This window comes from Marinobacter sp. Arc7-DN-1 (assembly GCF_003441595.1).
GTDB classification, from domain to species: Bacteria; Pseudomonadota; Gammaproteobacteria; order Pseudomonadales; family Oleiphilaceae; genus Marinobacter; species Marinobacter metalliresistant.
The window spans coordinates 1,553,169-1,575,186 of record NZ_CP031848.1 but is presented as its reverse complement, the minus strand read 5'-3'; the positions used below and the strand labels follow the sequence as shown (position 1 = coordinate 1,575,186).

General features: G+C 55.5%; 25 protein-coding genes and 2 pseudogenes. 14 read left to right on the top strand and 13 right to left on the bottom strand.

Going from position 1 to position 22,018, the window contains the following annotated elements:
• Nucleotides 1–13: 13 nt before the first annotated feature.
• The 3 genes from D0851_RS07390 to D0851_RS07380 form a co-directional block, all read right to left on the bottom strand.
• Nucleotides 14–976: a DUF6635 family protein gene (locus D0851_RS07390; protein WP_117618062.1), complete on the bottom strand. Its 963-nt coding sequence runs from the start codon at nucleotides 974–976 to the stop codon at nucleotides 14–16.
• Nucleotides 977–1,066: 90 nt separating this feature from the next.
• The gene (locus tag D0851_RS07385) at nucleotides 1,067–2,047 is read right to left on the bottom strand and encodes a ribonuclease Z (protein WP_117618061.1); all 981 of its coding nucleotides are present in this window, start codon (nucleotides 2,045–2,047) and stop codon (nucleotides 1,067–1,069) included.
• A gap of 112 nt (nucleotides 2,048–2,159) precedes the next feature.
• Nucleotides 2,160–3,080, bottom strand: coding sequence for a patatin-like phospholipase family protein (locus D0851_RS07380; protein WP_117618060.1), 921 nt, complete (start codon nucleotides 3,078–3,080; stop codon nucleotides 2,160–2,162).
• Between the two features lie 195 nt (nucleotides 3,081–3,275).
• Here D0851_RS07380 and D0851_RS07375 point away from each other — a divergent pair, with 195 nt between their 5' ends.
• The 3 genes from D0851_RS07375 (at nucleotide 3,276) to D0851_RS07365 (ending at nucleotide 5,075) form a co-directional block, all read left to right on the top strand.
• Nucleotides 3,276–3,731 carry a GatB/YqeY domain-containing protein gene (locus tag D0851_RS07375; protein ID WP_117618059.1) on the top strand — a complete coding sequence of 152 codons (456 nt, stop codon included), beginning with the start codon at nucleotides 3,276–3,278 and terminating at the stop codon, nucleotides 3,729–3,731.
• Between the two features lie 151 nt (nucleotides 3,732–3,882).
• Complete coding sequence (locus D0851_RS07370) at nucleotides 3,883–4,125, top strand: hypothetical protein (protein WP_117618058.1); 243 nt, start codon at nucleotides 3,883–3,885, stop codon at nucleotides 4,123–4,125.
• A gap of 311 nt (nucleotides 4,126–4,436) precedes the next feature.
• Complete coding sequence (locus D0851_RS07365; protein WP_117618057.1) at nucleotides 4,437–5,075, top strand: SDR family oxidoreductase; 639 nt, start codon at nucleotides 4,437–4,439, stop codon at nucleotides 5,073–5,075.
• A 322-nt stretch (nucleotides 5,076–5,397) separates the two neighbouring features.
• Here the strand turns inward: D0851_RS07365 and D0851_RS07355 are convergent, their stop codons facing one another.
• A complete protein-coding gene (locus D0851_RS07355; RefSeq protein ID WP_227539478.1) occupies nucleotides 5,398–6,696 on the bottom strand; it encodes an OprO/OprP family phosphate-selective porin in 1,299 nt (432 codons plus the stop codon).
• Between the two features lie 326 nt (nucleotides 6,697–7,022).
• On the opposite strand from D0851_RS07355, the gene D0851_RS07350 reads away from it, so the two are divergent.
• On the top strand, nucleotides 7,023–7,718 hold the full coding sequence (locus D0851_RS07350; RefSeq protein WP_117618056.1) for a VWA domain-containing protein: 696 nt from the start codon (nucleotides 7,023–7,025) through the stop codon (nucleotides 7,716–7,718).
• Between the two features lie 68 nt (nucleotides 7,719–7,786).
• On the top strand, nucleotides 7,787–8,518 hold the full coding sequence (locus D0851_RS07345; protein WP_117618055.1) for a molecular chaperone DnaJ: 732 nt from the start codon (nucleotides 7,787–7,789) through the stop codon (nucleotides 8,516–8,518).
• Nucleotides 8,519–8,523: 5 nt separating this feature from the next.
• Here the strand turns inward: D0851_RS07345 and D0851_RS07340 are convergent, their stop codons facing one another.
• The gene (locus D0851_RS07340; RefSeq protein WP_117618054.1) at nucleotides 8,524–9,603 is read right to left on the bottom strand and encodes an alpha/beta hydrolase; all 1,080 of its coding nucleotides are present in this window, start codon (nucleotides 9,601–9,603) and stop codon (nucleotides 8,524–8,526) included.
• A gap of 260 nt (nucleotides 9,604–9,863) precedes the next feature.
• Here D0851_RS07340 and D0851_RS07335 point away from each other — a divergent pair, with 260 nt between their 5' ends.
• The gene (locus D0851_RS07335; protein ID WP_205422286.1) at nucleotides 9,864–10,346 is read left to right on the top strand and encodes a hypothetical protein; all 483 of its coding nucleotides are present in this window, start codon (nucleotides 9,864–9,866) and stop codon (nucleotides 10,344–10,346) included.
• 119 nt (nucleotides 10,347–10,465) lie between these two features.
• On the opposite strand, the gene D0851_RS07330 is transcribed toward D0851_RS07335, so the two are convergent.
• The 3 genes and pseudogenes from D0851_RS07330 to D0851_RS07320 form a co-directional block, all read right to left on the bottom strand.
• Entirely contained in the window at nucleotides 10,466–10,909 is a 444-nt protein-coding gene (locus D0851_RS07330) for a YHS domain-containing (seleno)protein (RefSeq protein ID WP_117618053.1), read from the bottom strand.
• Between the two features lie 69 nt (nucleotides 10,910–10,978).
• A pseudogene (locus tag D0851_RS20940) lies at nucleotides 10,979–11,114 on the bottom strand (glyoxalase); the annotation flags it as partial.
• Nucleotides 11,115–11,136: 22 nt separating this feature from the next.
• Nucleotides 11,137–11,439, bottom strand: a complete 303-nt coding sequence (locus tag D0851_RS07320; RefSeq protein WP_117618052.1) for a 2OG-Fe(II) oxygenase — start codon at nucleotides 11,437–11,439, stop codon at nucleotides 11,137–11,139.
• A 123-nt stretch (nucleotides 11,440–11,562) separates the two neighbouring features.
• Here D0851_RS07320 and D0851_RS07315 point away from each other — a divergent pair, with 123 nt between their 5' ends.
• Complete coding sequence (locus D0851_RS07315) at nucleotides 11,563–11,790, top strand: hypothetical protein (RefSeq protein WP_117618051.1); 228 nt, start codon at nucleotides 11,563–11,565, stop codon at nucleotides 11,788–11,790.
• The gene (gene mtgA, locus D0851_RS07310; protein ID WP_117618050.1) at nucleotides 11,790–12,482 is read left to right on the top strand and encodes a monofunctional biosynthetic peptidoglycan transglycosylase; all 693 of its coding nucleotides are present in this window, start codon (nucleotides 11,790–11,792) and stop codon (nucleotides 12,480–12,482) included. Before D0851_RS07315 ends, mtgA begins: the two co-directional genes overlap by 1 nt.
• A gap of 123 nt (nucleotides 12,483–12,605) precedes the next feature.
• Here mtgA and D0851_RS07305 read toward each other — a convergent pair whose 3' ends face one another.
• Nucleotides 12,606–13,184 carry a c-type cytochrome gene (locus tag D0851_RS07305; RefSeq protein WP_117618049.1) on the bottom strand — a complete coding sequence of 193 codons (579 nt, stop codon included), beginning with the start codon at nucleotides 13,182–13,184 and terminating at the stop codon, nucleotides 12,606–12,608.
• Nucleotides 13,171–14,451: a sulfite dehydrogenase gene (soxC, locus tag D0851_RS07300; RefSeq protein WP_117618048.1), complete on the bottom strand. Its 1,281-nt coding sequence runs from the start codon at nucleotides 14,449–14,451 to the stop codon at nucleotides 13,171–13,173. The genes D0851_RS07305 and soxC overlap by 14 nt, the downstream gene beginning before the upstream one ends.
• 329 nt (nucleotides 14,452–14,780) lie before the next feature.
• Between soxC and D0851_RS07295 the strand changes: the two genes are divergently transcribed.
• Nucleotides 14,781–15,236, top strand: coding sequence for a DUF4112 domain-containing protein (locus D0851_RS07295; protein WP_117618047.1), 456 nt, complete (start codon nucleotides 14,781–14,783; stop codon nucleotides 15,234–15,236).
• Nucleotides 15,237–15,358: 122 nt separating this feature from the next.
• On the opposite strand, the gene D0851_RS07290 is transcribed toward D0851_RS07295, so the two are convergent.
• A complete protein-coding gene (locus tag D0851_RS07290) occupies nucleotides 15,359–16,270 on the bottom strand; it encodes a DMT family transporter (RefSeq protein WP_205422284.1) in 912 nt (303 codons plus the stop codon).
• Between D0851_RS07290 and D0851_RS07285 the strand changes: the two genes are divergently transcribed.
• From D0851_RS07285 to D0851_RS07270, 4 genes are all read left to right on the top strand, one after another.
• A complete protein-coding gene (locus tag D0851_RS07285) occupies nucleotides 16,253–17,293 on the top strand; it encodes a LysR family transcriptional regulator (RefSeq protein ID WP_227539477.1) in 1,041 nt (346 codons plus the stop codon). The genes D0851_RS07290 and D0851_RS07285 overlap by 18 nt on opposite strands.
• Before the next feature lie 137 nt (nucleotides 17,294–17,430).
• Complete coding sequence (locus D0851_RS07280; protein ID WP_117618045.1) at nucleotides 17,431–18,420, top strand: cyclase family protein; 990 nt, start codon at nucleotides 17,431–17,433, stop codon at nucleotides 18,418–18,420.
• On the top strand, nucleotides 18,420–19,046 hold the full coding sequence (locus D0851_RS07275) for an NAD(P)H-dependent oxidoreductase (RefSeq protein ID WP_117618044.1): 627 nt from the start codon (nucleotides 18,420–18,422) through the stop codon (nucleotides 19,044–19,046). Before D0851_RS07280 ends, D0851_RS07275 begins: the two co-directional genes overlap by 1 nt.
• Nucleotides 19,047–19,108: 62 nt before the next feature.
• Nucleotides 19,109–19,822, top strand: a complete 714-nt coding sequence (locus tag D0851_RS07270) for an NAD(P)-dependent oxidoreductase (protein WP_117618043.1) — start codon at nucleotides 19,109–19,111, stop codon at nucleotides 19,820–19,822.
• A gap of 170 nt (nucleotides 19,823–19,992) precedes the next feature.
• Here the strand turns inward: D0851_RS07270 and D0851_RS07265 are convergent.
• Nucleotides 19,993–20,187: pseudogene (locus D0851_RS07265) on the bottom strand (YtoQ family protein); the annotation flags it as partial.
• A gap of 136 nt (nucleotides 20,188–20,323) precedes the next feature.
• Here D0851_RS07265 and rhuM point away from each other — a divergent pair.
• Complete coding sequence (gene rhuM, locus D0851_RS07260; protein ID WP_117618042.1) at nucleotides 20,324–21,325, top strand: virulence protein RhuM/Fic/DOC family protein; 1,002 nt, start codon at nucleotides 20,324–20,326, stop codon at nucleotides 21,323–21,325.
• Between the two features lie 55 nt (nucleotides 21,326–21,380).
• Here the strand turns inward: rhuM and D0851_RS07255 are convergent, their stop codons facing one another.
• Nucleotides 21,381–21,578, bottom strand: a complete 198-nt coding sequence (locus D0851_RS07255) for a KUP/HAK/KT family potassium transporter (RefSeq protein WP_162893649.1) — start codon at nucleotides 21,576–21,578, stop codon at nucleotides 21,381–21,383.
• Nucleotides 21,579–22,018: the final 440 nt, after the last annotated feature.

Here is a 22,018-nt window from a genome sequence, read left to right as displayed (position 1 = left end):
GACACTCCGTTCGTTATATTAAACCCGACTTGATCATGTCAAACGTGTCCAGAATCCGCGCCACAAACTGGTCTTTCGGGCGAAAGCTGCTTTGGGTGCTGAGTGTGACGTCCCTCTGCAGGTGGTCCAGTAGCTTGTGCAGGCGCCCGCGATGCAAACCGACAGCCGCCTGAACGGGATCAAAAATAACACCGGACAAGGCCGCAAACGCCGCCAATAAGGCCATGACAGCGACCATAACGCTGGCTGTTGTCGCCAGCGAAGGCTCCGGTGGAAATACGCTGTAGTACCACCCGCCGATGGTTTCACCCAGAATAAAGTCCCTGGCGGCCAGGGTCTTTGCGAGCATGGATGCGAGCACCACCCCAAGCCCGATACCACCCGGGGTAAACTTCTGGAAGGCAAACGCGCCCAGCACCGTGCAGGTAATACTGTTGGTGATATCGGCCGATGCCGTGCGGGTTACCCGGTAATGACTGAGAGTGTCCGCCACCAGCGGCTCAATCAGCTTGTTGAACTGCTGGTGATCGACCGGCTCGCAGGTGTGGCGCTCATAGACCGCTTCCAGCGCCTCAATCAGATAGCTCTCCAGCAGCGGGCCCTCCTGACCATTGTTCAACAGGTCCACCAGGATCAGGTGCGAGATATGCTGTTGTACCCGAGTGGTAAAACCGGCGGGTACACGATTTGCCAAACCTTGCAGCCACATCAGGCCTGCTCGTTTGGGAACCAGAATTTTCACCAGGCATACCAGGGCGTACACCGGCGCCCACAGAAGATTAACGGGCGCCCGCAACATGTCCCATCCGAGCGCCATCCGGTTGGTTGCGATGGCACCGGGGTAATGGAAATGGCGGTCAATAAACGCCGGTACCCGCGCCCGGCAGTCGTCAAAGTAGCGCTCGATACCGGAGCGGATTGCCTGCTCTATCTCAATTTCGGAGATGTTCTGCTCGGGCGATGTGACAATGGGCATAGTGACAGGCGTATCTGCAGGCAAGTGAGTGTCTGGCACATTACACCGCAATTGAGAAAACTGGGACAGATGATTTTCAGGACGTTCACTTTAAAAAGGGTTTTCTGTGCTCAGACAAATCAGTGACATATCCTTCTCCAGCCGGTAAGTGTCGAAATCCCGGGCCAGAAATAGCTGGCCCCGGTAGTGTTGCATGGCTTCGGTTGCCAAGTGGTTGATGTTGGGCGTGCCGCCCGGCGTGGACTGGTAGCGGGAGCTGAAATGGGTGAGTATCAGATTGGGCAACTGGGCCTGTTGGGCAAACCGGGCCACCTGTTCGGCGGAGCTGTGTTGTGGCCAGGGGCCAACCCGGTCGGCCACGTCCTGGGTGTAGGTAGCCTCGTGAATCAACACATGGCTGCCTTTGCAGGCGTCGGTCAGCAGGGCAGGGTTGTCATTGTCACCGGCGACGATCAGGCGGCGGGCAACGCGGGGAATCTGCGTGTAGTCGTCACTTCTTAGCAGGCGGCCATCTTCCTGTGTTACGTCATTGCCTTTCTGCAACTCGCCCCAGTTGGGCCCGGGTTCGACACCGTCCTGCTTCAGCTTGCCCTGCAACAGTTGTCGCTCCAGATTTCGCTCCGTAAACACGTAGGCACGGCAGGGTACCCGATGGGACAGCGCTACGTTCGTCACCTCGAAATAGTCATCCTGCCAGCAGAAGTCCGACGCTTCGGAATCGGTGAAGTTCAGGGCATAGCTGAGACTGGAATCGCTGTTTTCGAGCGTCGCGTTGATGAAACGTTGAGTCTGAACGGGGGCGATGATGTCCAGCGGTTCTGTGCGGCCCAGCATGGAGGCACTGGTGAGCAGCCCCGGCAGGCCGAAGGTGTGGTCACCGTGGATATGGGTGATGAAGATCGCCCGCAATTGCATCACCGAGTAGTGAGCGCGTAGCAGCTGGTGCTGGGTGCCTTCGCCACAGTCCACCAGGTACCAGGGTTTGTAGCCGGAGTGCGACAGGGCCAGGGCGGTTACGTTGCGTGACCGTGTCGGTGTGCCGGCAGATGTGCCCAGAAAGGTGAATTCCATCGTTCCTCGTTTCGCGATCAGAGTTGCCAAATCAAGGGTTGCCAGGTCAAAGGTGCCAGATCAAGAGTGCCAGGGAAATGGGAGTGGGAACATGGTAGAGCCCTTTGGCCGCTCAAGATCCTGGGGTTCGGGTATCCGGTTCGCTTCGATTACGGACGCCAAAGGCGTGCCGTTTAAGGTCTTTGATAATCTCGGGCATCTTGAAGGGCAGCAATGTCCTGACCGTTTTTAAAAGGCTGATAGCGACGTTCATCCGCTTGTACCAGAGCACCCGGCGAATCTTTTTCTTCATGGGGTGGTAGCCTTCCAGGTATAGCTCGTCCACACATTTGGCGTTGTTGGTGAGGCTGTAGCGGCTTAAATCCAGCGGCACCACTATGTCTGCGTTCTTCAACTGCTTGCGGGTATTAAAATCGATACCAATGTTGATGGCGTTGCTGATCACATCAAACGTATCTTCCGGCTTCGGGTACCGGCTGACATGGCTCAGATCAATGGCCACGGTAATCCCTGCGCCCATTTTCGCCAACGGTGAAATCGGGACATTTTCAACCAGCCCTCCGTCGACCAGAATTCGGCCATCCACCTCCACCGGCACAAACAGGCCGGGCACCGCCATGGATGCACAGACGGCGTCCGCCAGGTTTCCTTCCCTGAAGATCAACTGCTCGCCGGTTTCGATATCCGTTGCGCAAATGGCCAGGGGAATGTCGGCATCTTCGATCCGGACATCCCCCAGATCCCGGTGGATCATCTCCCGAATGGCGTTGGTACTGAACAGGCCACCACGCTCAAGGGTGAAGTTGATAATCTTCGACAGGTTCAGCGTTGAACAAATCGACAGTATGGACTCTGCCGGGCGGCCGAAGGCGTAATAGCTGGCGATTAGCGCCCCCGCACTGGTACCCGAAATACAGTGAATCTTGATTTGCTCTTCTTCGAAGGCTTTCAAAACGCCAATGTGGGCAATGCCCTTGGCAGCACCGCCCCCCAGAGCCAGGCCGATACGGGTATTAAAGGGGTTGGGTTTCATGCATGAACGCCTGTTAAGGTTTCAGAGGGGAAGCTTCGGATTGATTCTAACAGAATTAACAGGGCGTCGAGCCGGAGGAAACCTATGGGGCTCCTTCATTGTCCACGATTGAACCTTTTCCGATTTTTCGTTAAATCTACCCTTTCGCTTTATGCGAAGTCCGTCCCCCTTAACCCATAGAACAGGAGCTCGACAATGGCGGAACCAACACTCAAGGAACAACTGAACAGCGCCGTGAAAGACGCCATGCGGAACAAGGACAAAACCCGGCTTGTCACCCTGCGTATGGCTCAGGCCGCGGTTAAGCAGATCGAGATTGATGAACGCCGAGATTTGAGTGACGAGGACGTTCTGAAGGTGCTGGACAAAATGCTCAAGCAGCGCCGCGACGCTGCCAGCCAATACGATGCCGCCGGTCGCGAGGAGCTGGGCGATAAGGAACGTGCGGAAATGGTGATTATCGAGGAATTCATGCCCGCCGCCCTGAATGAGGATGACCTGGACGGCCTGATCCGACTGGCCATCAGCTCAACTGATGCTCAGGGTATGCAGGACATGGGACGTGTCATGAACAACCTGCGCCCCCAGGTGCTCGGCCGGGTCGACATGGGCCATCTGAGCAAGAAGGTGCGGGCCGCGCTGGCGGGCTAAGATCCAGCGCTGCCGCTCATTCGCCCGGGTCCGGTCGATTCCATTTACTGGCGGAAAATCTGTCCCGGATTTCGGAACTAAACCGCCCGAAGTTGGTCAAATCATAACCAGACTAGCAACGCTATCTGGGTGCGCCAAAGGAGGAAGTCTCATGCGCTATCTCGCTGCACTATTAATCACTGTATTCCTAGCTGGCACTGCGCTGGCCAGCCAGTGCCCGTCTCTGGTTAGCCAGATTGATCAACAACTGCAGTCAGCTCAACTCGATAGTAAGACTGAAGCCAGTATCAAAGCGCTCCGTGATCAGGGCCAATCACTGCACAGCCAGGGGAAGCATGCCGAGTCGGTTAAGGTACTTAAAAAAGCGATAAAAAAACTTGACGCTATGTCGTAGCAATCAAGCGCCTGGCAGTGGCAAATCCTGCCGCCGCCAGGTCCCTGATTATGAATGGCAGGCTAATGTACCCGCCCGGTCTACCGGGGATCTTCAAGGGCAAGCACGCCGCGCTCAAGGTCCAGGGTATCACTGGGTTCGGCCGCCTTCCGCGACCAGCGCCCGGATTTATCCAAAAGCTCCCTCCAGTCGTGTGTCGCGCATTCCCGTAACATTCCCGTAAACTGTCTCTCCGGTGCCCTGAATTGTAAGTGCAGCGCACTCGGCATATAAAAGATATGCACGCCAATCAGCTAATCAGGAGATCCGCCATGCATGTGTTCATTGCAGGAGCTAACGGGCAAATCGGGCAACATCTGTTACGGGAATTGGCCGACAGGGATCATGAGGCACGTGCCTTGATCCGGCACCCGGATCAGGGCCCGGAATTACAGCAGTTGGGTGCTACGGAAACCGTGCTGGGCGATCTGGAGCAAGACTGTAGCGAAGCCATGAGAGGCTGCGATGCGGTCATTTTTACCGCTGGCTCAGGCCCGCATACCGGGCCGGATAAAACCATTGATGTGGATCAGGACGGTGCTATCCGGCTGGTGGATACAGCCAGGGCCATGGGTATAAAGCGTTTTATCATGGTGAGCAGTATGCGAGCTGAGGAGCCGGAAAAGGGGCCGGAAAAACTCCGTCATTACCTTCAGGCCAAACACAACGCCGATGAGCACCTGAAAAACAGCGGCCTGAATTACACCATTGTTCGTCCGGGTCGGCTGACCGATGATGACGGGACGGGCAAGGTTTCGGTGAGTGCGAGACTGGACGATTTCGGTACGATTCCACGGCAGGATGTTGCCCGCGTCCTGCTGGCGGTGCTGGATTTGGACACTGCCACCAATCGCGTCTTTGATGTGGTGTCCGGTGACACGCCAGTGCCTGAGGCACTGGCAAAACTGTAACCTCCATCAGGCTCTGCTGTTAAGACTGAAAAGTGCGGGCCTGGTTTGCAGCTAGTGTCCCGTCTGGCTAATTCGCAGTACATTAGCGAATTAGCCAGACGGGACACTAGGCCCCGGTACCACGTTCATTTCACAGCGATGGATCAAGCGCAACTCCCACCGTGGCACACGCGAGCTTGAGGCTTCAATTAAGGAGTATCTGGCGACCTGCACCGACGCGCCCAAGCCCTTTGCCTGGCGCAAAACGGCAGATCAGATCATTGAATCCATCGCTCGCCTATCCGATAAGCTCAATAATAAGGTGAGCTTTTGTTAAAGGGCGCTAGAATAAATATTGAATACGTGCGGTAAAACCAAGACCGTTATCTTCATCACCTACCAAATCATTCGCACCTGGACCATCCACTTCTGAATAAATAAGGTTCGCCATATATTTAACTTGTGATGAATAATAATAGCTCGTGCCCAAAGTATAAGTTGTTATCTCGGTGCCTTGCGTACTTGATGTCGCATCGGTACCACTTAAGCGAGCAACTAATTCCCATGCGTTTTTAACCCCTTTAGGCTGCTTAAATACCGCAGAACCTTTAGAGTATTGTTTTTGAAAGCCATCCAGGAAGTAACTCGCTGATAGGCTATAACCGTCATAGAGTTCGCCATCTAATATCGAAGTGGGATCTACAGTATTTAATTCACGGGCCGCGTATTCTGCCTCCACGGTCAGGCCTTTATACTGATACGCAGCCTCTAAACCTGCTTGTTGCAAGCTATTCAGGCTCACTAGATTACCGCCTGCGGCGTAATTTACTAGGCGCGTATTTGTGTTGCGTATTTCACCACGCGCGAAGGATTCCGTTAACAAACGCCCCCCCATATCACGTTTTGAATACCAGCTACCAAGATGTAATACGCCATTTTGTAAATCTTGTTGCCAAGTTAATCGGCCCGTTAAAGACAGCGCTAACGAGCCATCATCATTATTCCTGCCATTGGCACCAAATGCTTCATTTTTATAAGCACCAACAGCATAGCGAAAGCCAGTATCTTTAAAGTATTGGTAGGCCGATGCGCCCCACTGGAAGAAAGGCGACATACTATTTGCCACCGAGCTACGCGAGATAGTATTGATATATTTACTACTGGTTAGTGCGTTTAATGAGATATCTTCACGCAACTTACCAACTTGCACTTTCAGACCATTATCGAAACCGTTGTAACGTACTCGTGCCAAAACAATTTCACCAGCACCTTCAGCAAAATCGAGTAATAATTTATGATCCCAATCACCGTGCTCGCTCTCTACGTAGGTACGAATACGGCGAGGGAAAAAGTCACTGCTTGGGTCACCGCCGTTATCAGCATTGTAGGCACCTTCAAAGTAGTTGTAGTCAACCTGAACCCGGCCACCGAACTCTAAATTGAAAATGCTTGATTTTTTTAAGTCAGAGAATTCTTTTTGCAGATCATGTAGTTGCTGTTCTAATTTTTGGGTGTCGCTGTCTGCTAATGCAGTAGTACTCGCTAATGCTGCTGCAATAGAGAATGCCAGTTGTGTGCTATTTTTTTTCATGATTTTACCAGAACCTATTTTTTGTTTGATTGTTTTAATATGAGCTGCCATGTCGGCAACTATTTAAAAAATAGCGTTACCCTTTGATCGAAGAAATATTTAGAAGGTAAGTTCCATTGTGTTTATTAAGAATATTTTGATCATAAAAATCACGAACGAGAAAACAAGCACGAACGGGAACACAAGAAAGGTGGGCCCCGTCAGTTGGATGGCCTGAAGGTGCTGTTGTGACGTATCCTGGAAAATTGATGACAGCGGAGATGTGTTCGCGGTGATCGGATTCCATTGCTTCAGAAAAAACCGGGCCTGTGAATTGCCTCGTCTTTGCCCTACGCTTATAACGATAGTTTGGTCAGCCCAGGCGGTTTCAGACGCTTATGTCCGACAAAGAGCTACGCACCAAATCCGATAAACAGTCGATCGACCAGTTTATCCACCAGGTCCGGAAACTGCCAAAACAGGGCAGGGGGCAGGGCCGGCTGATTTTCGCCCTGGATGCCACCGCGAGCCGGGAGGCGACCTGGGATGAGGCCTGCCACTTGCAGAGTGAGCTGTTCATGGCGACCAGGGATCTGGGTGGTCTGGCCATTCAGCTGTGTTATTACCGTGGCTTTGGTGAATTCAAAGCCACCGGGTTCGTCACCGAGACCGGTCAGCTGTTGGATCTGATGAACGGCGTTTCCTGCCTGGGTGGCCGTACCCAGATCAGCCGGGTGTTGGCGCACGCTGTGAAAGAAACCCGCGCAAAGGCCGTCAAGGCCGTGGTGTTTATCGGGGACTGTTGCGAGGAGCCGGTGGACGAGCTCTGCCATACCGCCGGTGAACTGGGAATGCTGCGAACCCCGGTGTTCATGTTCCATGAGGGCGACGATGCCCATGCCCGGGCAGTGTTCCAGCAGGTGAGCAAGCTGTCCGGAGGTGCCTATGCCTCCTTTGATCGAAACAGCCCGCAGGTGCTCAAGGATCTTATGGCCGCTGTTGCGGTCTATGCGTCCGGGGGAGCCAGGGCCCTGCAGGACTTTTCCAGCCGCAGCTCCCCGGAAGTCAGGCGCCTGACAAAGCAGATCAGATAGCGCTTGTTTCCATTCACCTTCAAGCCACCTTCAATCCAACGATGGGCTGATGAGCCCGGGGTATCTGAGTGCAATTAACGCTACTGGTTATCGTACTGTCGGTTTTTGCATGGGTCTGGCTGCGCAACCAGCCGCCCAGCCAACGCAAGCCGGCCCTTATCAAGCTGTTGTTGTTTGCCGGTATCGCGATGGTGGTTCTGTTGGCCGTTACCGGCCGGGTGCACTTTCTGCTTGCGTTGTTGGTGTTTCTTTACCCATTGCTACGCCGTGTGCTGCCATCCATATTGATGGGGCGTATGGCCGGGGCAGGGAGCGGGGAAGCAAAAGCCAAACCGGGCAATCAATCCCATGTGTCCAGCGACATTCTCGAAATGAGCCTGGACCACGACTCCGGAACCATGAATGGCAAAATCCTGAAAGGCCCCATGGCCGGTCGGGCGCTGGCGGATCTGGGCGAGAGCGAATTTATCGAGCTGTTACGATACTGTCGGGAGCATGACGAGGACTCGGCCCGGCTGCTGGAGTCCTACCTTGACCGCCGGTTCGGAGACTCCTGGCGTGCGGACGACGTGGCCAGCGATGACGGCGGGGAATCCCGTGATCGTGCCAATTCCGGCGATGCCGGCGGTCCTTTAACCAAGAGCGAAGCCCTGGACATCCTCGGGCTGGAGCCCGGTGCCAGCCGGGAGGAGATCATCCAGGCCCACCGCCGGATGATGCAGAAACTGCACCCGGACCATGGCGGAAGTAACTATCTGGCAGCCCGTATCAATGAAGCCAAAGAGCGCCTGCTGAGCTGATCCCTTTAGGTTGAACCGGCTTCCACCCGCGACAGAAACGCCCCGATATGCTGGAACGCCTCTTCCGCCTCCGGCAGCAGCGGCGTAAACAGATGCCACACATGAACCATGTCGGGCCAGGTTTCCACTTCCACCGGTGAACCAGCCGCCCGTGCTTTCTCTGCGTACCGCCGGGCATTTTCCACCAACAGTTCCGATTCGCTGGCGTGAATCAGTGTTGGCGGAAGAGCGTGTAACTTTCCGCGCAGGGGTGATGCCATAGGGCTGGTGGGCAATACCCGCATGCCCAGAACGGTTCCCCACCATAGCAACGGCAGCGGTACCCGGGACATTTTTTTAACGATTGGTCCCAGCATGACATCGGTTTTCAGATTGGCCCGGCTGCCCAGTGAGGTCAGCATCAGTTCGGTGGAGGGTGACAATGCAATAGCGGCGTTCGGTGGTTGCAGGCCCTGATCTCGTATCCAGGCGATGAGTCCCAAGGCGTGGCTGCCGCCGGCGGAGTCCCCCGCAACCACCACGAAATCAGCCGGAGCCTTTCCGTCCGGGCCGTTGTCCAGAAGCCAGCGATAGGCCCGCTGGCAGTCGATGATGCCGTCCAGGTAGCGGTTTTCCGGCATCAGCCGGTAATCGATAGCGAATACGCAGGCGTGGGCCAGCCGTGACAACCGGTCAGTAATGGCGCGATGGCTTTTGGGGCTGCCGGCGATCCAGGCGCCGCCGTGAATGTAGAGAATGCGACGCTCGGGTTTTGCGCCGGGCGCAATGACCCATTCGCCCCTGGGGGAGCCGTTGGCAGGGGAATGGATTGCCGAGACCAGTTCCAGACCATCGCTCATGCTATCCATATAGTTCCGCAACGCCTTTACACGAGCGCGGCCATGGAGGCCTTCAGCGGCGGTATGCATACCCTCGACCATTTCAAGCACTTGTTGGCGAGCCTCACTTTGTTGCTCGCGGGTGGGCGCTTCGGTGTCATCCCCGGCATCGTGACGCCGGCGCAGGACGAACACCACGGCAGCAACCAGCGCGACCATGATCAGTCCGAGCCACATCATTGCGAACCAGGCGATTCCAAATATCATATACAGTCCTTACAGGGTTTCATCAGAGCCGCCCAAGACTAGAATTGCCCAGGAGCCCCTTGTTTGTCAGGACGTTACGGTAAGGGGCGGACCGGTTGACCACCAGTTGCGAGGCGCTCTCCTCCCACAGCGGATTAAACCACGAAACGTGTGGACATGTCCTTGAGCCCACCGGCGAGCTGGGCCAGCTTCTCGCAGATGAACTTGTGCCTCAGGGCCCTCAGTATGCAAAGATAGGGTTAAAGGACAGGAGCACCGCAATGACATCGCCCACTGACAATCTTCGGGGCCCCTGGATCACGTTTCTCGCGCATCTGTTCCTGATCCTCGTGGCCTGGACCGTCTTTATCAAATATCTGTTTCCGGTTGGCTTTGCGCTGGTCAGCGGTGAGGCGTGGACAACGTATATATACTGGGATCTTTGGCCGGCGGCTCATCTCTGGCTGGCCTGGGCGTTGTTGGTGCGACCACGATATACCCGCATGCTGGCCATTGGCATGTCGGTGGTTGAGATTTTCATTATCACGACGCTGTTCATCTGGTTTCTGGCGGATCCGGAGTGGTCCATCTGGCGCACGAACTGGTTTGTGAACAAGGTATTTGTGCTGGCCGCGTTTGTTCTGGTTCTGGGTACGGCTCTGTGTCGGCCGGAAGCTCTGAAGGGCCACTCGGAGCGGCGAATTGAGGTACCAGAACGGCGCGTTCTACAATCGCTCACGCATCGGCCCGATCGAGAGTATTGAGGATATTCATGGGCTGGATGTGGTTACCTTCCGCTTCGCGCCGATCTTCAACCCGGCGCCACAATATGGTCTTTCGAGAGTCTCGTCTGGCTAAAGAGTTTGACAGCTGCTTTGATTTCCTACTCCAGAACCCTCGGCCAATTCACATCCGCCTGTCGAATAAACCCGTCTGGGTCTTCCAGCCACTGGTCTTGCACGGATTGGTTGTAGTTCAGGTACAGCCGCCCGTCCTTGATGGTCCAGTACTTAGGGTCGCCTTTGGCGAGGTTGCCCTGGCTGACAGCCCAGGCGCAGTAGCCGCCATAGGCCGGCACGTAGCGTTCAGGGTTGTCTTTGAAGCGGGCCAGATGTTCAGCGTTTGCAAATCGCCAGGTGGCCCCCTGGTACTCGGCCGTGAAGTTGCTGGAGCCTTTGGTGGGTTGTCCGGTTTCGAAGTAACTGACGGTGTCGTACCCACCGGCGCCGGTATTGCTCAGTAAGCCGGTGTAGACAGGCGGTTCGGAAGCCATTGCGCTGGCTGTGAAGAGCAGAGCGATGACCATCAGCGGTAAGAGCCTTTTCATGCCATTTCCCCTTTTGGTGAAGGCGACTATTCCTCAGACACCGCTGATGGGATTTTGTTACGTCCCGGCTCAGTACGCGCCCTCGCCGTAAATCAATTCATAGCTGTGGCTGTAGATTTCCACAATGTTCCCGAACGGAAATCATCCGGTAGGGTTTCTCGCCCGGGTAATAGAAACGGGGCTTTTCCATGCGCCTCTTTCCACCTTCACACTGTTGGGGTGCAGGCTCAGGATTTGTTTAGAGCAAAGCTCAACAACCACCGATTCCCGCGTTCGATCCTTGAAACCCGGTGCTGGTAAAGATCTGGTCGAAACAGGTATACCCGCCCGAACAGGTTAAAAATGTTCTTCTCGCAGATAAATTTGCCACCGGCTTTGGGTTTCACCAGAACGCAATTGAGTTTGTATAGCTGGCCCTCAGAAATCATGTCCACGTGGGGCACGACCTTATGGCCCTCAGGGTAACGTACCAGATATATCTTCAAACGTTTGGAGTGGAACAGGATCCGGGTTTTTACGTTTGCTGGCATGGCAGATGCGTTCGCTCTTAAACGGGACTCGGGCATCAGTTTGCGTGGTCTGTAGGGTGGTGGTCAATTGTGCCTCCGGTCCCTCAGTGTGCAAAGATAGAACTAAAGGACAGGAGCACCGCAATGGCATCGGCCACTGACAATCTTCGGAGCCCCTGGATCACGTTTCTCGCGCACCTGTTCATCTGGTTTCTGGCAGGCCCGGAGTGGTCCGTCTGGCGCACGAACTGGTTTGTGAACAAGGTATTTGTGCTGGCCGCGTTTGTTCTGGTTCTGGGTACGGCTCTGCGTCGGCCGGAAGCTCTGAAGGGCCACTCGGAGCCGCGAATTGATGGGGTGGGTTCGAACTAATGGCCAAGATGTCTGGTGCCCGAAAATTCCTGCGTCTGCTTGGCTGGACCTTCGGTGGCGCGTTAGTGCTGATCGTGTTGGTGATGCTGTTGTTCCGGTTTGTGAATCCACCCGCCTCAGCATTTATGCTGGGCTACCAGTTGGAGTACCCGCACAAATCGCTGGCCTATGATTGGGTGTCCATGTCCGAGATTTCCCCCTGGATGCCCCTGGCAGTAGTGGCCAGCGAGGATCAGCGTTTTCCTTATCACGCGGGCGTGGATTTCGAGGCGATTCGGCAGGCGCTCTCGGAGTACCGGGCCGGCGAGGGGCTTCGGGGTGCCAGCACCATCACCCAGCAAACCGCCAAAAACCTGTTTCTCTGGAACGGGCGCAGCTTCGTCCGAAAGGCCATCGAAGCGGTGTTGGCCCTGGGGCTGGACGGCTTGTGGCCGAAAAAACGTGTGCTGGAGGTGTATCTGAATATCGCCGAATTCGGGCCAGGCATATACGGGGTGGAGGCGGCCAGCCAGGCCTTCTTCGGCAAGCCTGCCCGGCACCTTTCAGAATATCAGGCCGCGCGGCTTGCAGCCGTGCTCCCGAATCCGAAAGTGTTGAGTGCTGCTTCGCCATCCTCCTATGTGCTGGAGCGGGAGGCCTGGATTCGTGGCCAGATGGCGCAGCTTGGGCTCGGGCATTTGCGGGATCTTTAGTCGGAAAACCGGGAAGGTCGACCGAACCGAACCAGATCCACTTTAGATGAACGGCTTGTTACAGGAAAAGAGAAATTTTTTATTTCTCTTTTCCTGTAACAAGCCTACTGCTCGCCTGGTCCGTCACTCACCACTTCTACAATCACTCATACACGCCCTGGCATCAACATCCGGGCGTGGGTCCGGGTGGGCGAAGCCATCCCGGTTGGGCATTTTGACTTCGGGCAGTGACTTGGCGTCGAGGGTTGTGTCTTCCTCCACAATGCCGTTCAGGTGAAGAACATAGGCGGTGACCGCATAGGTTTCATCCGGTGAGAGGGATTGGGGGGACTGGAACGGCATGGCACGGTGAACGTAGTCGTAGAGTGTGGTGGCAAAAGGCCAGTAGCTTCCCGCGGTCTTGACCGGAGAGTCACTTGCCAGCGTGCCCTTACCGCCTACCAGCCGGTCCATCGGACCACTTTTACCGTCGGCGCCGTGGCAACTCTGGCATTGGGCCTGGTAAACCTCCTTGCCCTCGGCCACGCTACCGGAGCCTTCGGGCAGACCTTCACCGCTGGGCGGTACATCAATGTCCCAGCCCGCGACTTCTTGATCGGTGGCGTCCCGGCCCAGCCCGTAATCTTCATCCTGAGCCATAACCGTGCCTGTCCCGACCAGGGATACAAGTACAATGGGTGCGATGGTTTTATACGTGAACATTGCTGACCCCTCCATCAGAGCTGACTTCCCATGTTTGTATGGCATTCAGGTGATAAACGGATTTCAGCCCTCGCACGTCGATTAACGCCTGACGGGTGGGCTGGACGTATCCGGTTTCATCAATGGCACGGCTCTGCAGAAGCGCGCTGCCCCCCTTCCACCGCCATGGCAGCCGGAACGCAGTCAGTGCCTTGGTCTCCACCGGGCCTTCGAGCTTCGCCTGAGTCCAGTTGCGGCCACCGTCGGTGGAGACATCCACCCGGGTAATCTTGCCCCGGCCAGACCATGCAAGCCCCCGGATTTCGTAAAAGCCCTTTTCCGGAAGGGTGTGCCCCCCTGACGGAAAGGTGATTACGGACTTGGCTTCCATCACGAAGGTGAACTGACGAGCGCTCCCGTCCGGCATCAGGTCGGTGTATTTGGACGTTTCTTCCCGGGTCATATAAGGCGCGTCACCGACTTCAAGCCGGCGCAGCCACTTGATCTGGGTATTGCCCTCAAAGCCCGGCAGGATCAGCCGCAAAGGGTAGCCCTGTTCGGGCCGCAAGGCCTCTCCATTCTGGGCATAGACCACCAGCGCATCGTCCATGGCTTTTTCCATGGGAATGCTGCGGGTCATCGCGGCGGCATCGGCGCCCTCTGCCAGGATCCACTTGGCCTTATCCCTGACACCCGCGGCTCGCAGGAGCGTAGACAGGCGCACGCCTGTCCATTCACAACAGCTGAGCAGGCCATGGGTGTCCTGAACGGTCTTGCCGCTGGGCTTTTTCCATTCAGTCAGAGTGTTGCCCGAACACTCCAGGAAACGCTTCATCGAGACCTGGGGGAAGCGTTTGATCTCTGCCATGTCGAAGATCATCGGCTTCTCGACCATGCCGTGCAGCATCAGTTGGTGCTGTTCAGGATCGATATCAGGAACCCCGCCGTGATGGCGTTCAAAGACCAGGCCATTGGGGGTGATGGTGCCATTCAGATCCTGTAACGGGGTAAAACTCCAGGAAGAGGTTTTGGTGGGTGTTAAGTCCGTCGGTGTGCGGACTACGCCATCCTCAAATCTTGAGGGCTGGCCATAGGCCGGTGAAAGAATGGGTTTACCCTGGGACAGGGACCATTCCGGCACATCAGGTGCCAGATTTCCTGCGCCGCCGCTTGCCGCCAGTGCCTGGCTGACCGGTAAAGGCAAACTGACTACCCCTACCGCTCCCAGGGTGCGCTTGAGAAATTGCCGCCGTTCTATCTGCCTATCCGTGCGGTTGATCTGAGCCATAGTCCAGTTCCTCGTTTTTGTCACTGCAGCTCTGTCACTGCACCAACTACCCGGAATCCTTCATCAATTGCCAAGATGGTGCTGGTCGACATTATGTGAGTGTTTTTTGATCAATCATTAACGGAATAGCATTGGTCCTGACACCTGTCAAACTGGATAGGAAAACAGCGCAGAATTGTCTTTGACGATCACCCGTGCCAGTTCGGGCTGATTCTTGCCTCCGTGCTACCCTGATGATCTGTCGCCTGCAATCCATACCAGCAGCCTGTCGGACTTAAGGCTGACAGGCTGCTAGGCCCGCGATTCTGTTAACTGTTTGTGGAGATGTAATGGCAAAGCCTACCGAGGCCCAGCAACGGGCGATACTGGAGCGGCTGGATAAGTTCAGCCGGTTTACCGACAGCAGCATCGGTATTCCCTTCACCAAGTTTCAGATTGGCGTGGATTCCATTATTGGCCTGCTACCGGTAGTAGGCGACTTCGCCGGCTTGGTGTTATCCGGCTATGTGCTGATCGAAGCGCAGCGGGCGGGTGCCAGCAAGGATGTGAAGCTGCGTATGCTGCGCAATATGGGCATCGATTTTCTCGGTGGCCTGTTGCCGGTGGTAGGCGATGCCTTTGATGCCATCTACAAGGCCAATATTCGCAATACCCGGTTGCTGAAAAACGATCTGGAAAAGCAGCTCGCAGTGCAGCCGCCCCCACCACCCTTTCCCTGGAAGACCCTGATCTGGTTGTCCATTCTGTTTGCCGTTATTACGGGTGGGTTGATGCTCGTTTGGTAGTGGTGAGCACTGCGGTCTTGGTTGGGGTTAATGCAGATTGGCTATATTGCTTAATCCGCAGAGCGAGTTTGCAAAGAGATTTCTGGTTGCCGGAATCTCTGTCGCGATCGTTGCGTTTCTGATCAACCCTTGCCGCGCGATGTCCGGTTGCTCATCCGCAACCCCACGATCACAGTTAAAGCGCCCAGCCAGATTCCCAGTGAGTATCGCTCGTTAAACCATACTACGCCGATGATTAGTCCAAATACGGCAGCCACTGCGCCGAGTTGGCTGTAGAAAACCGGATTGGAGCGCTTCTGAAGCTCGAAGGCGCAGTAGTAGGTCAATGCGGTCAGAAGACCCTGGATGAGGATGACAGTTAAAAATGCAGACCCAAAACCCCCCGAGGCCAGCGGTGTTTCGGTTAGCCTGGCGAGTAAGCCCAGTACGATAGCCGAAGCGAGCAGGGTGCCGGCAGCCAGCGTCATGGGTTTTGCCTGGTCGGGCCAGGCGACCGAACGGTAGACATTGCCGACCGACAGCGCGGCCGGGATAAGCAGGCCGAGGGCGAACCACAGCAGATTGGACTGGCCCATTTCGGTATGGCGTTGCAGAACAATCCAGGCGCAGGCGGAAACCGCAACCGACAAGCCGGCCAGTTTCGTCCAGCTGAGTCTTTCCAGGCCGATCGTTGTTGCAATCAGAAAAGTGAATATCGGCGGTAAGGCGTACATGATGCCAGTGAAGCCGGCCCCCAGCTTCGTCACGAGGTAGAAGGCGATAACATTGGGTATCGCGATACCCGTCAGGCCACTGATAAAAAAGTAGATGGTCAGACGCTGTTCGAACAGGGCTCTGAAGTTCGCTGAGCAAAGCAACAAAATCAAGCCGGCAATGAGCGTTTGCCAGAATGCATAGGTGATGGCAGGCACACCCTGAGCCGTGGCTGCTTTCGCCAGGGCCAGCATCAGCGCAATCAGGAAACCATTGGCCATCAACAGGCCCCAGACAATGGCCTGAGGCGGAAAGGGCAGGCGTTGTATCAAGGTTATCATGGTCAGCTCGCTCCAGGGTATGAATATAAACGTGGTGAGCCTGAGTGTGCCGGAATTCATTCAATTGATAATTGGAGCGATCCGAACAATACTTATTCCAAATTGGAAAGTATTCAGGAGCGTGAGGTGGCCACCGACAAGCTTGTTGCCATGAAGATTTTTCGGCGTGTCGCGGAATTGGGAAGTTTCACGAAGGCCGCGGATGATCTGAACATCACCGCCGCGACGGTCAGTAAACACATCGCGTTTCTGGAGCAGGACATTGACACCCGGTTGATTAACCGGACGACGCGCCGGATGCATCTCACCGATGCGGGTCTGGCTTTTCTGAAGCGAACCCAGGCGCTTCTGGATGGCCTTGAGGATGCCGAACTGGAGGCTCGAGGCGTGCAGGCGGAGCCCCGCGGAACGATCCGGATCAACGTGCCCATGTCATTTGGCCTTACTCACATCACGGAAGCTATCGACAGTTTTCTGAAACGTTACCCTGATATCGACGTGGACCTGCAACTCAGTGATCGTATGGTCGATTTGGTAGAACAGGGCGTTGATATCGCGATCCGGGTTCGCAATGCGCTTTCCGATTCTAGCCTGCTTGCCAAGCCGCTCAGGAAATCCAGAAACATTGTTTGCGCCTCCCCTCAATATCTGGCGAGTGCGCCAGAGATCCATTCGCCGGCAGACCTCGCCCGGCACAATTGCCTGACGTTCGCTCTTCACGATAGGCCGAGGGTCTGGGAACTGGGTGCAGAGGAAGTTACCGTTAATGGTAATTTCCGGACAGATAGCAGCCTGGCGATCCGCCAGAGTCTGTTGCGGGGTTTGGGGGTTGGTTTGGTGCCGCGCTTTCTGGTGCAACAGGACCTAGATAGCGGATCGCTAATTCCGCTGCTTCAGGACTTCCCTCCGAAGCCTTATACCGTTTTTGCGCTTTTCCCACCGGGGCGTAAACAGCCGACGAAAGTCAGGCTTCTGCTGGAGCATCTGGATCAGTATTTGGGAGACAAACCCTATTGGGAATAGGGCGCCCCTGACCCGGACTGATCAATTTGCTGCAATGATTATTTCCTTTTTGGAAATACTATAGTTCTATTTCGTCCGTTTAACCGTTCTAAGCGATTTCATAGAGTGAAGACTCCAACCTGAAGGAGGACAACTCTATGAAGCGTCATACCGCATTATTCCATTCCGTAATTCTGTCCCTGTTCCTGGCACCTGCAGCGGCCAATGCCGCCGACGTAGCCTCGAGCCCCTGGGGGCCTGACGATGAGATCGGCCGTCTGAACATGATGACCGCCGATTCAAGAAAAGCCGCGCTGGAAAACCTGAGTCCGGCCAAGACCTACGATCTGAGCGTTGAGTACTTCATCGGCATGCCCAGCTGGCAGGCGGCGGGCGACCCGCATTTTCAGATGTGGATGACCCACACGCCAAAAGGCACAGAAGTGGACGACCCCCTGTCTGTGGGCGAAGAGATGAATGCCCGCGTGAGCTACACGGGGTCTGCCTTTTCGATGTATGCGCACACAGGCACCCACATTGATGCTCTGAACCACTTCGGACTGAACGGCAAGATCTGGAACCACTTTTCAGCGGACCAGCACTTGGGCGACCGGGGCTGGAACAAAACGGGCATTGAGAAAATGCCCCCGATTATTGCCCGAGGGGTTCTGCTGGATATTCCCGCTGCCAAAGGCCTGAAAGAGCTGGAGCCGGGCTACCGGATAACGAGAGAAGATCTGAAGCTTGCGCTGAGTGTCCAGGGTATCGATATTGCGCTGGGCGATGTGGTGCTGATCCGGACAGGGCGTATGCGGCATTACCAGGAGGCCGGCCGGTTTATGGAGAACGCGCCCGGATTGGGCATGTCCGCCGCGCGCTTTCTGGCCGACGAGAAACAGGCTCTTTCGGTGGGCGCGGACAACCTGAGTTTTGAAGCGTTTCCATCGGAGGACGACGGTAACTATGTACCCGTGCACACGTATTTGCTGGCCCAGCAAGGCGTTACCATCATGGAGCTGGTGAATCTGGAAGAGCTGGCAGAAGACGGGGTGTATGAGTTTGCGTTTATCGGTGCGCCACTGAAGATCCGTGGTGGGGACGCAGCGCCGCTGCGGCCGGTCGCAATTCCTTATGAGGGGAACAAGTGATGGATATTCATGCCGCTCTGGACTGGCGTTATGCGGTCCGTGAATTTTCTCCGGAACAGTTGAACACCCAGGCCGTTGAAACACTGCTGGATGCCGTTCGCAAAAGCGCCTCGTCCTATGGCTTGCAGCCCTACAAGGTGATCATGATCGAATCCGCAGCCGTGCGGCGAGACCTGTTGCCGCACGCCTTCGGTCAGCAGAAGGTGGTGGACTGCTCCCATTTGATTGTGTTTGCTACCGACACACGCATCGGCGATCAAACGGTGGATCGCTACGTAAACCAGTGCATGAAGGTCAGAGAGATTCCCTACCAGGATATCGCGGGCTACGCTGGCCATATGAAGCAAGCTTTGGCCTCGAAATCCCGGACGGAAAAAAGGGAATGGGCACACCAGCAAGCGTACATTGGGCTTGGTACCCTGCTAACGACGGCTGCTGTGTTGGAAATCGACAGTTGCCCAATGACCGGCATTGATTCGCGGGCTTTTGATCAGGTACTGGGATTGGCCCACCATGAGCTGGAAACCTCCGCCATTGTGGCTCTGGGGCGCAGAAGCGCGGGAGACCGCAGCGCTGGCTTGCCAAAAGTGCGGTTCGATTACGACGATTTCGTTATCCGGATATAGCGAATCGATTTGGGAGGCCACAGGTTCGTGGATCGGTGTTGGCAAACAATGGAGAGTACGCAATGACGGTTTTGGTGGTGGGCGCCACTGGTGCGACAGGACGGTTGTTGGTGGAACAGCTGCTTGAGCTTGGCAATCCGGTTCGAGCGGTTGCTCGAGCTCCCGAGAAACTGCCGCAAGCGCTGATAGACCACCCGGCCTTGTCGGTCATTCATGGGAGTATCCTGGATTTCAGTGATGACCAGATACGGCAGCACGTTGACGGCTGCTCGGCGGTCGCATCGTGTCTTGGCCACAACCTGACCTTCAAGGGGATGTATGGTTCGCCGCGGTGGTTGGTGACCGATACGCTTCGGCGATTGTGCGAGGCCATCCGGGCGTCCCGGCCATCGACAACGGTCCGAGTGGTGTTGATGAATACCGCGGGCAATAGCCACCCCGAGGAATCTCCGTCATTTGCTGAGGCGTGCGTGGTTGGACTGATTCGCGTGCTTGTTCCGCCCCATGCAGACAATGAAAAGGCTGCGGAGTATCTGTCGAAACAGGTCACCGCTGACGATCCGGCCCTTGAGTGGGTGGCTGTCCGACCAGACACCCTGATTGATGAAGATCAGGCAACGACCTATGACGTGGTTCCTTCGCCAACCCGCAGTGCGATTTTCAATGCCGGCAAAACGAGTCGGATCAACGTTGCGCACTTCATGGCGGAGCTGATTTCAAGCGACGAGACATGGCAGCAGTGGAAAGGGCGAATGCCTGTGATCTACAACAGGTGATTTACCGCGATCGATGAGTTTAAAGGTGAGCGAGGCATCAAACGGAGAAAACGTGGCAAAGCCTGATGCGAAACATCAGGCCTGCGTGGCTTTACCGGGTGCCGCAGAACTTCCGGCCGGAAGCCCTGAAGGCGCGTTCGCTATCAAACATGCGACACCCCGGTACCAACTTACTTCGCTGTGGTGACGTACTTCAACACCTCAACGATTTCCTCCGGTGTCTGCGCCCAGGCTATAGCCGCCGCGTCCACCTCCTTAAGGGGGTGAACGATGTCGTCGTTGTGGAGCGTAATGTAGGGCGTGCCCATGGCGGCGCAGTAGCCGGCATCAAAGGCGGCGTTCCACTGCTTGTATTTGTCACCGAACACAGTTGGTGTGGGATCGTAATAAAGTCGGTAACAACATAATAAAGTTGGTAACTCGGAGAGCTGGGCTGCTTGAAATGTTGAAAAGCACTGCGCAAGCTGGAAGAGGCTGAGCAATTGATCATGGGAAAACGGAATGGCTGAGCAACAGGTACGAATCTTCAAATCCGCAGATGGCCAGGCACAACTTGAAGTGGCGCTGGATCAGGAGACAGTCTGGTTAAACCAAAACCAGATGTCTTCCCTATTTGATACCTCCACTGATAACGTCGGTTTACACCTGAAGAATGTCTATGCAGAAGGCGAGCTTGAGGAAGATCGAACTACCGAGGATTTCTCGGTAGTTCGCCAGGAAGGCAATCGCCAGGTTCGACGCCGTATCAAGCATTACAATCTGGATGCCATTATTTCCGTGGGTTATCGAGTCAGTTCTAAACGCGCAACCCAATTTCGCCAGTGGGCGACTCAAGTTCTGAAAGACCATTTAGTTAAGGGTCATACCCTCAACCAGCGTCGGCTGGCCGAGCGAGGCATCGAGTTCGAGCAGGCTGTTAACCTGCTAAGCCGCACCCTCACTAATCAGGGTCTGGTATCCAATGAAGGCGAAGCGGTCGCCCGGGTGATCAGCGATTATGCCCGCTCCTGGAGTCTGTTGCAGGGCTACGATGAGCAGCAGCTGGCCGAGATTGGCATCAATCAACCGGACATGCAGCAGCTGGAGCTGGATGAGGCACTGAAGGCCATTGGTAAGCTCAAACATACTCTGATTGCCAAAGGCGAAGCCACGGAGCTGTTTGGCCAGTTGCGGGGTGATGGTTTAGCTTCTGCCCTGGCAACCATAGAGCAGGGTTTCGGGGATGAGCTGTTTTACCCGAACGTGGCCAGCCGGGCCGCACACCTGCTTTACTTTGTGATCAAAAATCACCCGTTGGCGGACGGCAACAAACGCTGCGGTTCGTTTCTGTTTTTGTGGTACCTGCGCCGTAACGAAGCTTTACTTGGACGGCCAGTGGAACAACTGATTAATGACAATACCCTAGTGGCATTGGCCCTGCTGGTGGCGGAAAGCCTTCCGGATCAGAAGACGCTGATGATTCGTTTGATTGAGCATTTTGTGCTTTTGAAAAGCGAATCTTGAGCGCCAAACATGGGAACTCTTGGTGCGAGCCAGATTTTAATGGTTACCGACTTTATTACCATGCAGTGCCGGCTCTACAGCTTGAGTCGGCGCGGGCCACATTGAAGGCCAGAATCGTGGTCACAAGCATGGTGGCATTCACACTCGCACCATAGGCGGCCGCCTGCTCGAAAATGCTGTTCATCCCCAGCGCTGCCAGGGTCAGAAACCAGGCCACCATGATCGGGCCGAACATCGCCCCTACCTCGTCCATAAACCTCCGTATCCGCGCTACCCTCCTCAAGTTCGGGTGCGTCAACAGCCACAGCTGCGTTGTAAGCTCGGGCACCGTGTTTTTTGCCGCTGTTGCCGTTCGCCATAGATCGCTTGGAAAATGTCGGAAACTCGTCGGCCGATGAGGTGGAGATAGACGATCTCTATGGTGAAGGGTTTGATCCGGTAGAGAGATCGTCGTGGTATGGCGAGCGAGTGGATGATCGGTATTTTGAGCCGTTGACCGAACAGCGTACCCACAGCAAGCTCAATGCGTTGCCGGACGATGTGAAGCGAGATTGCCCGGGTTGCTTCCGAGGGTGCTCAACAGAGATTCTGTTGGTGAAACTGTTTACTCCTCGCACGCCGTCTGTTTCAGATTTGAAACAGTCGTGTCGATATTGTTTACATGTATGCGGCATCTACCCCTGGTTCATCAGG

Bases quoted from the DNA above. Each gene is read 5' to 3' on its own strand.
- D0851_RS07280 (WP_117618045.1), top strand. From the start codon at position 17,431: ATGAAGCGTCATACCGCATTATTCCATTCCGTAATTCTGTCCCTGTTC.
- D0851_RS07385 (WP_117618061.1), bottom strand. From the start codon at position 2,047: ATGGAATTCACCTTTCTGGGCACATCTGCCGGCACACCGACACGGTCA.
- D0851_RS07390 (WP_117618062.1), bottom strand. From the start codon at position 976: ATGCCCATTGTCACATCGCCCGAGCAGAACATCTCCGAAATTGAGATA.
- D0851_RS07270 (WP_117618043.1), top strand. From the start codon at position 19,109: ATGACGGTTTTGGTGGTGGGCGCCACTGGTGCGACAGGACGGTTGTTG.
- D0851_RS07365 (WP_117618057.1), top strand. From the start codon at position 4,437: ATGCATGTGTTCATTGCAGGAGCTAACGGGCAAATCGGGCAACATCTG.
- D0851_RS07255 (WP_162893649.1), bottom strand. From the start codon at position 21,578: ATGGACGAGGTAGGGGCGATGTTCGGCCCGATCATGGTGGCCTGGTTT.
- D0851_RS07350 (WP_117618056.1), top strand. From the start codon at position 7,023: ATGTCCGACAAAGAGCTACGCACCAAATCCGATAAACAGTCGATCGAC.
- D0851_RS07295 (WP_117618047.1), top strand. From the start codon at position 14,781: ATGGCAAAGCCTACCGAGGCCCAGCAACGGGCGATACTGGAGCGGCTG.
- D0851_RS07335 (WP_205422286.1), top strand. From the start codon at position 9,864: ATGACATCGCCCACTGACAATCTTCGGGGCCCCTGGATCACGTTTCTC.
- D0851_RS07315 (WP_117618051.1), top strand. From the start codon at position 11,563: ATGGCATCGGCCACTGACAATCTTCGGAGCCCCTGGATCACGTTTCTC.
- D0851_RS07330 (WP_117618053.1), bottom strand. From the start codon at position 10,909: ATGAAAAGGCTCTTACCGCTGATGGTCATCGCTCTGCTCTTCACAGCC.
- D0851_RS07375 (WP_117618059.1), top strand. From the start codon at position 3,276: ATGGCGGAACCAACACTCAAGGAACAACTGAACAGCGCCGTGAAAGAC.
- soxC (WP_117618048.1), bottom strand. From the start codon at position 14,451: ATGGCTCAGATCAACCGCACGGATAGGCAGATAGAACGGCGGCAATTT.
- D0851_RS07305 (WP_117618049.1), bottom strand. From the start codon at position 13,184: ATGTTCACGTATAAAACCATCGCACCCATTGTACTTGTATCCCTGGTC.
- mtgA (WP_117618050.1), top strand. From the start codon at position 11,790: ATGGCCAAGATGTCTGGTGCCCGAAAATTCCTGCGTCTGCTTGGCTGG.
- D0851_RS07380 (WP_117618060.1), bottom strand. From the start codon at position 3,080: ATGAAACCCAACCCCTTTAATACCCGTATCGGCCTGGCTCTGGGGGGC.
- D0851_RS07290 (WP_205422284.1), bottom strand. From the start codon at position 16,270: ATGATAACCTTGATACAACGCCTGCCCTTTCCGCCTCAGGCCATTGTC.
- D0851_RS07320 (WP_117618052.1), bottom strand. From the start codon at position 11,439: ATGCCAGCAAACGTAAAAACCCGGATCCTGTTCCACTCCAAACGTTTG.
- rhuM (WP_117618042.1), top strand. From the start codon at position 20,324: ATGGCTGAGCAACAGGTACGAATCTTCAAATCCGCAGATGGCCAGGCA.
- D0851_RS07340 (WP_117618054.1), bottom strand. From the start codon at position 9,603: ATGATATTTGGAATCGCCTGGTTCGCAATGATGTGGCTCGGACTGATC.
- D0851_RS07355 (WP_227539478.1), bottom strand. From the start codon at position 6,696: ATGGCAGCTCATATTAAAACAATCAAACAAAAAATAGGTTCTGGTAAA.
- D0851_RS07370 (WP_117618058.1), top strand. From the start codon at position 3,883: ATGCGCTATCTCGCTGCACTATTAATCACTGTATTCCTAGCTGGCACT.
- D0851_RS07275 (WP_117618044.1), top strand. From the start codon at position 18,420: ATGGATATTCATGCCGCTCTGGACTGGCGTTATGCGGTCCGTGAATTT.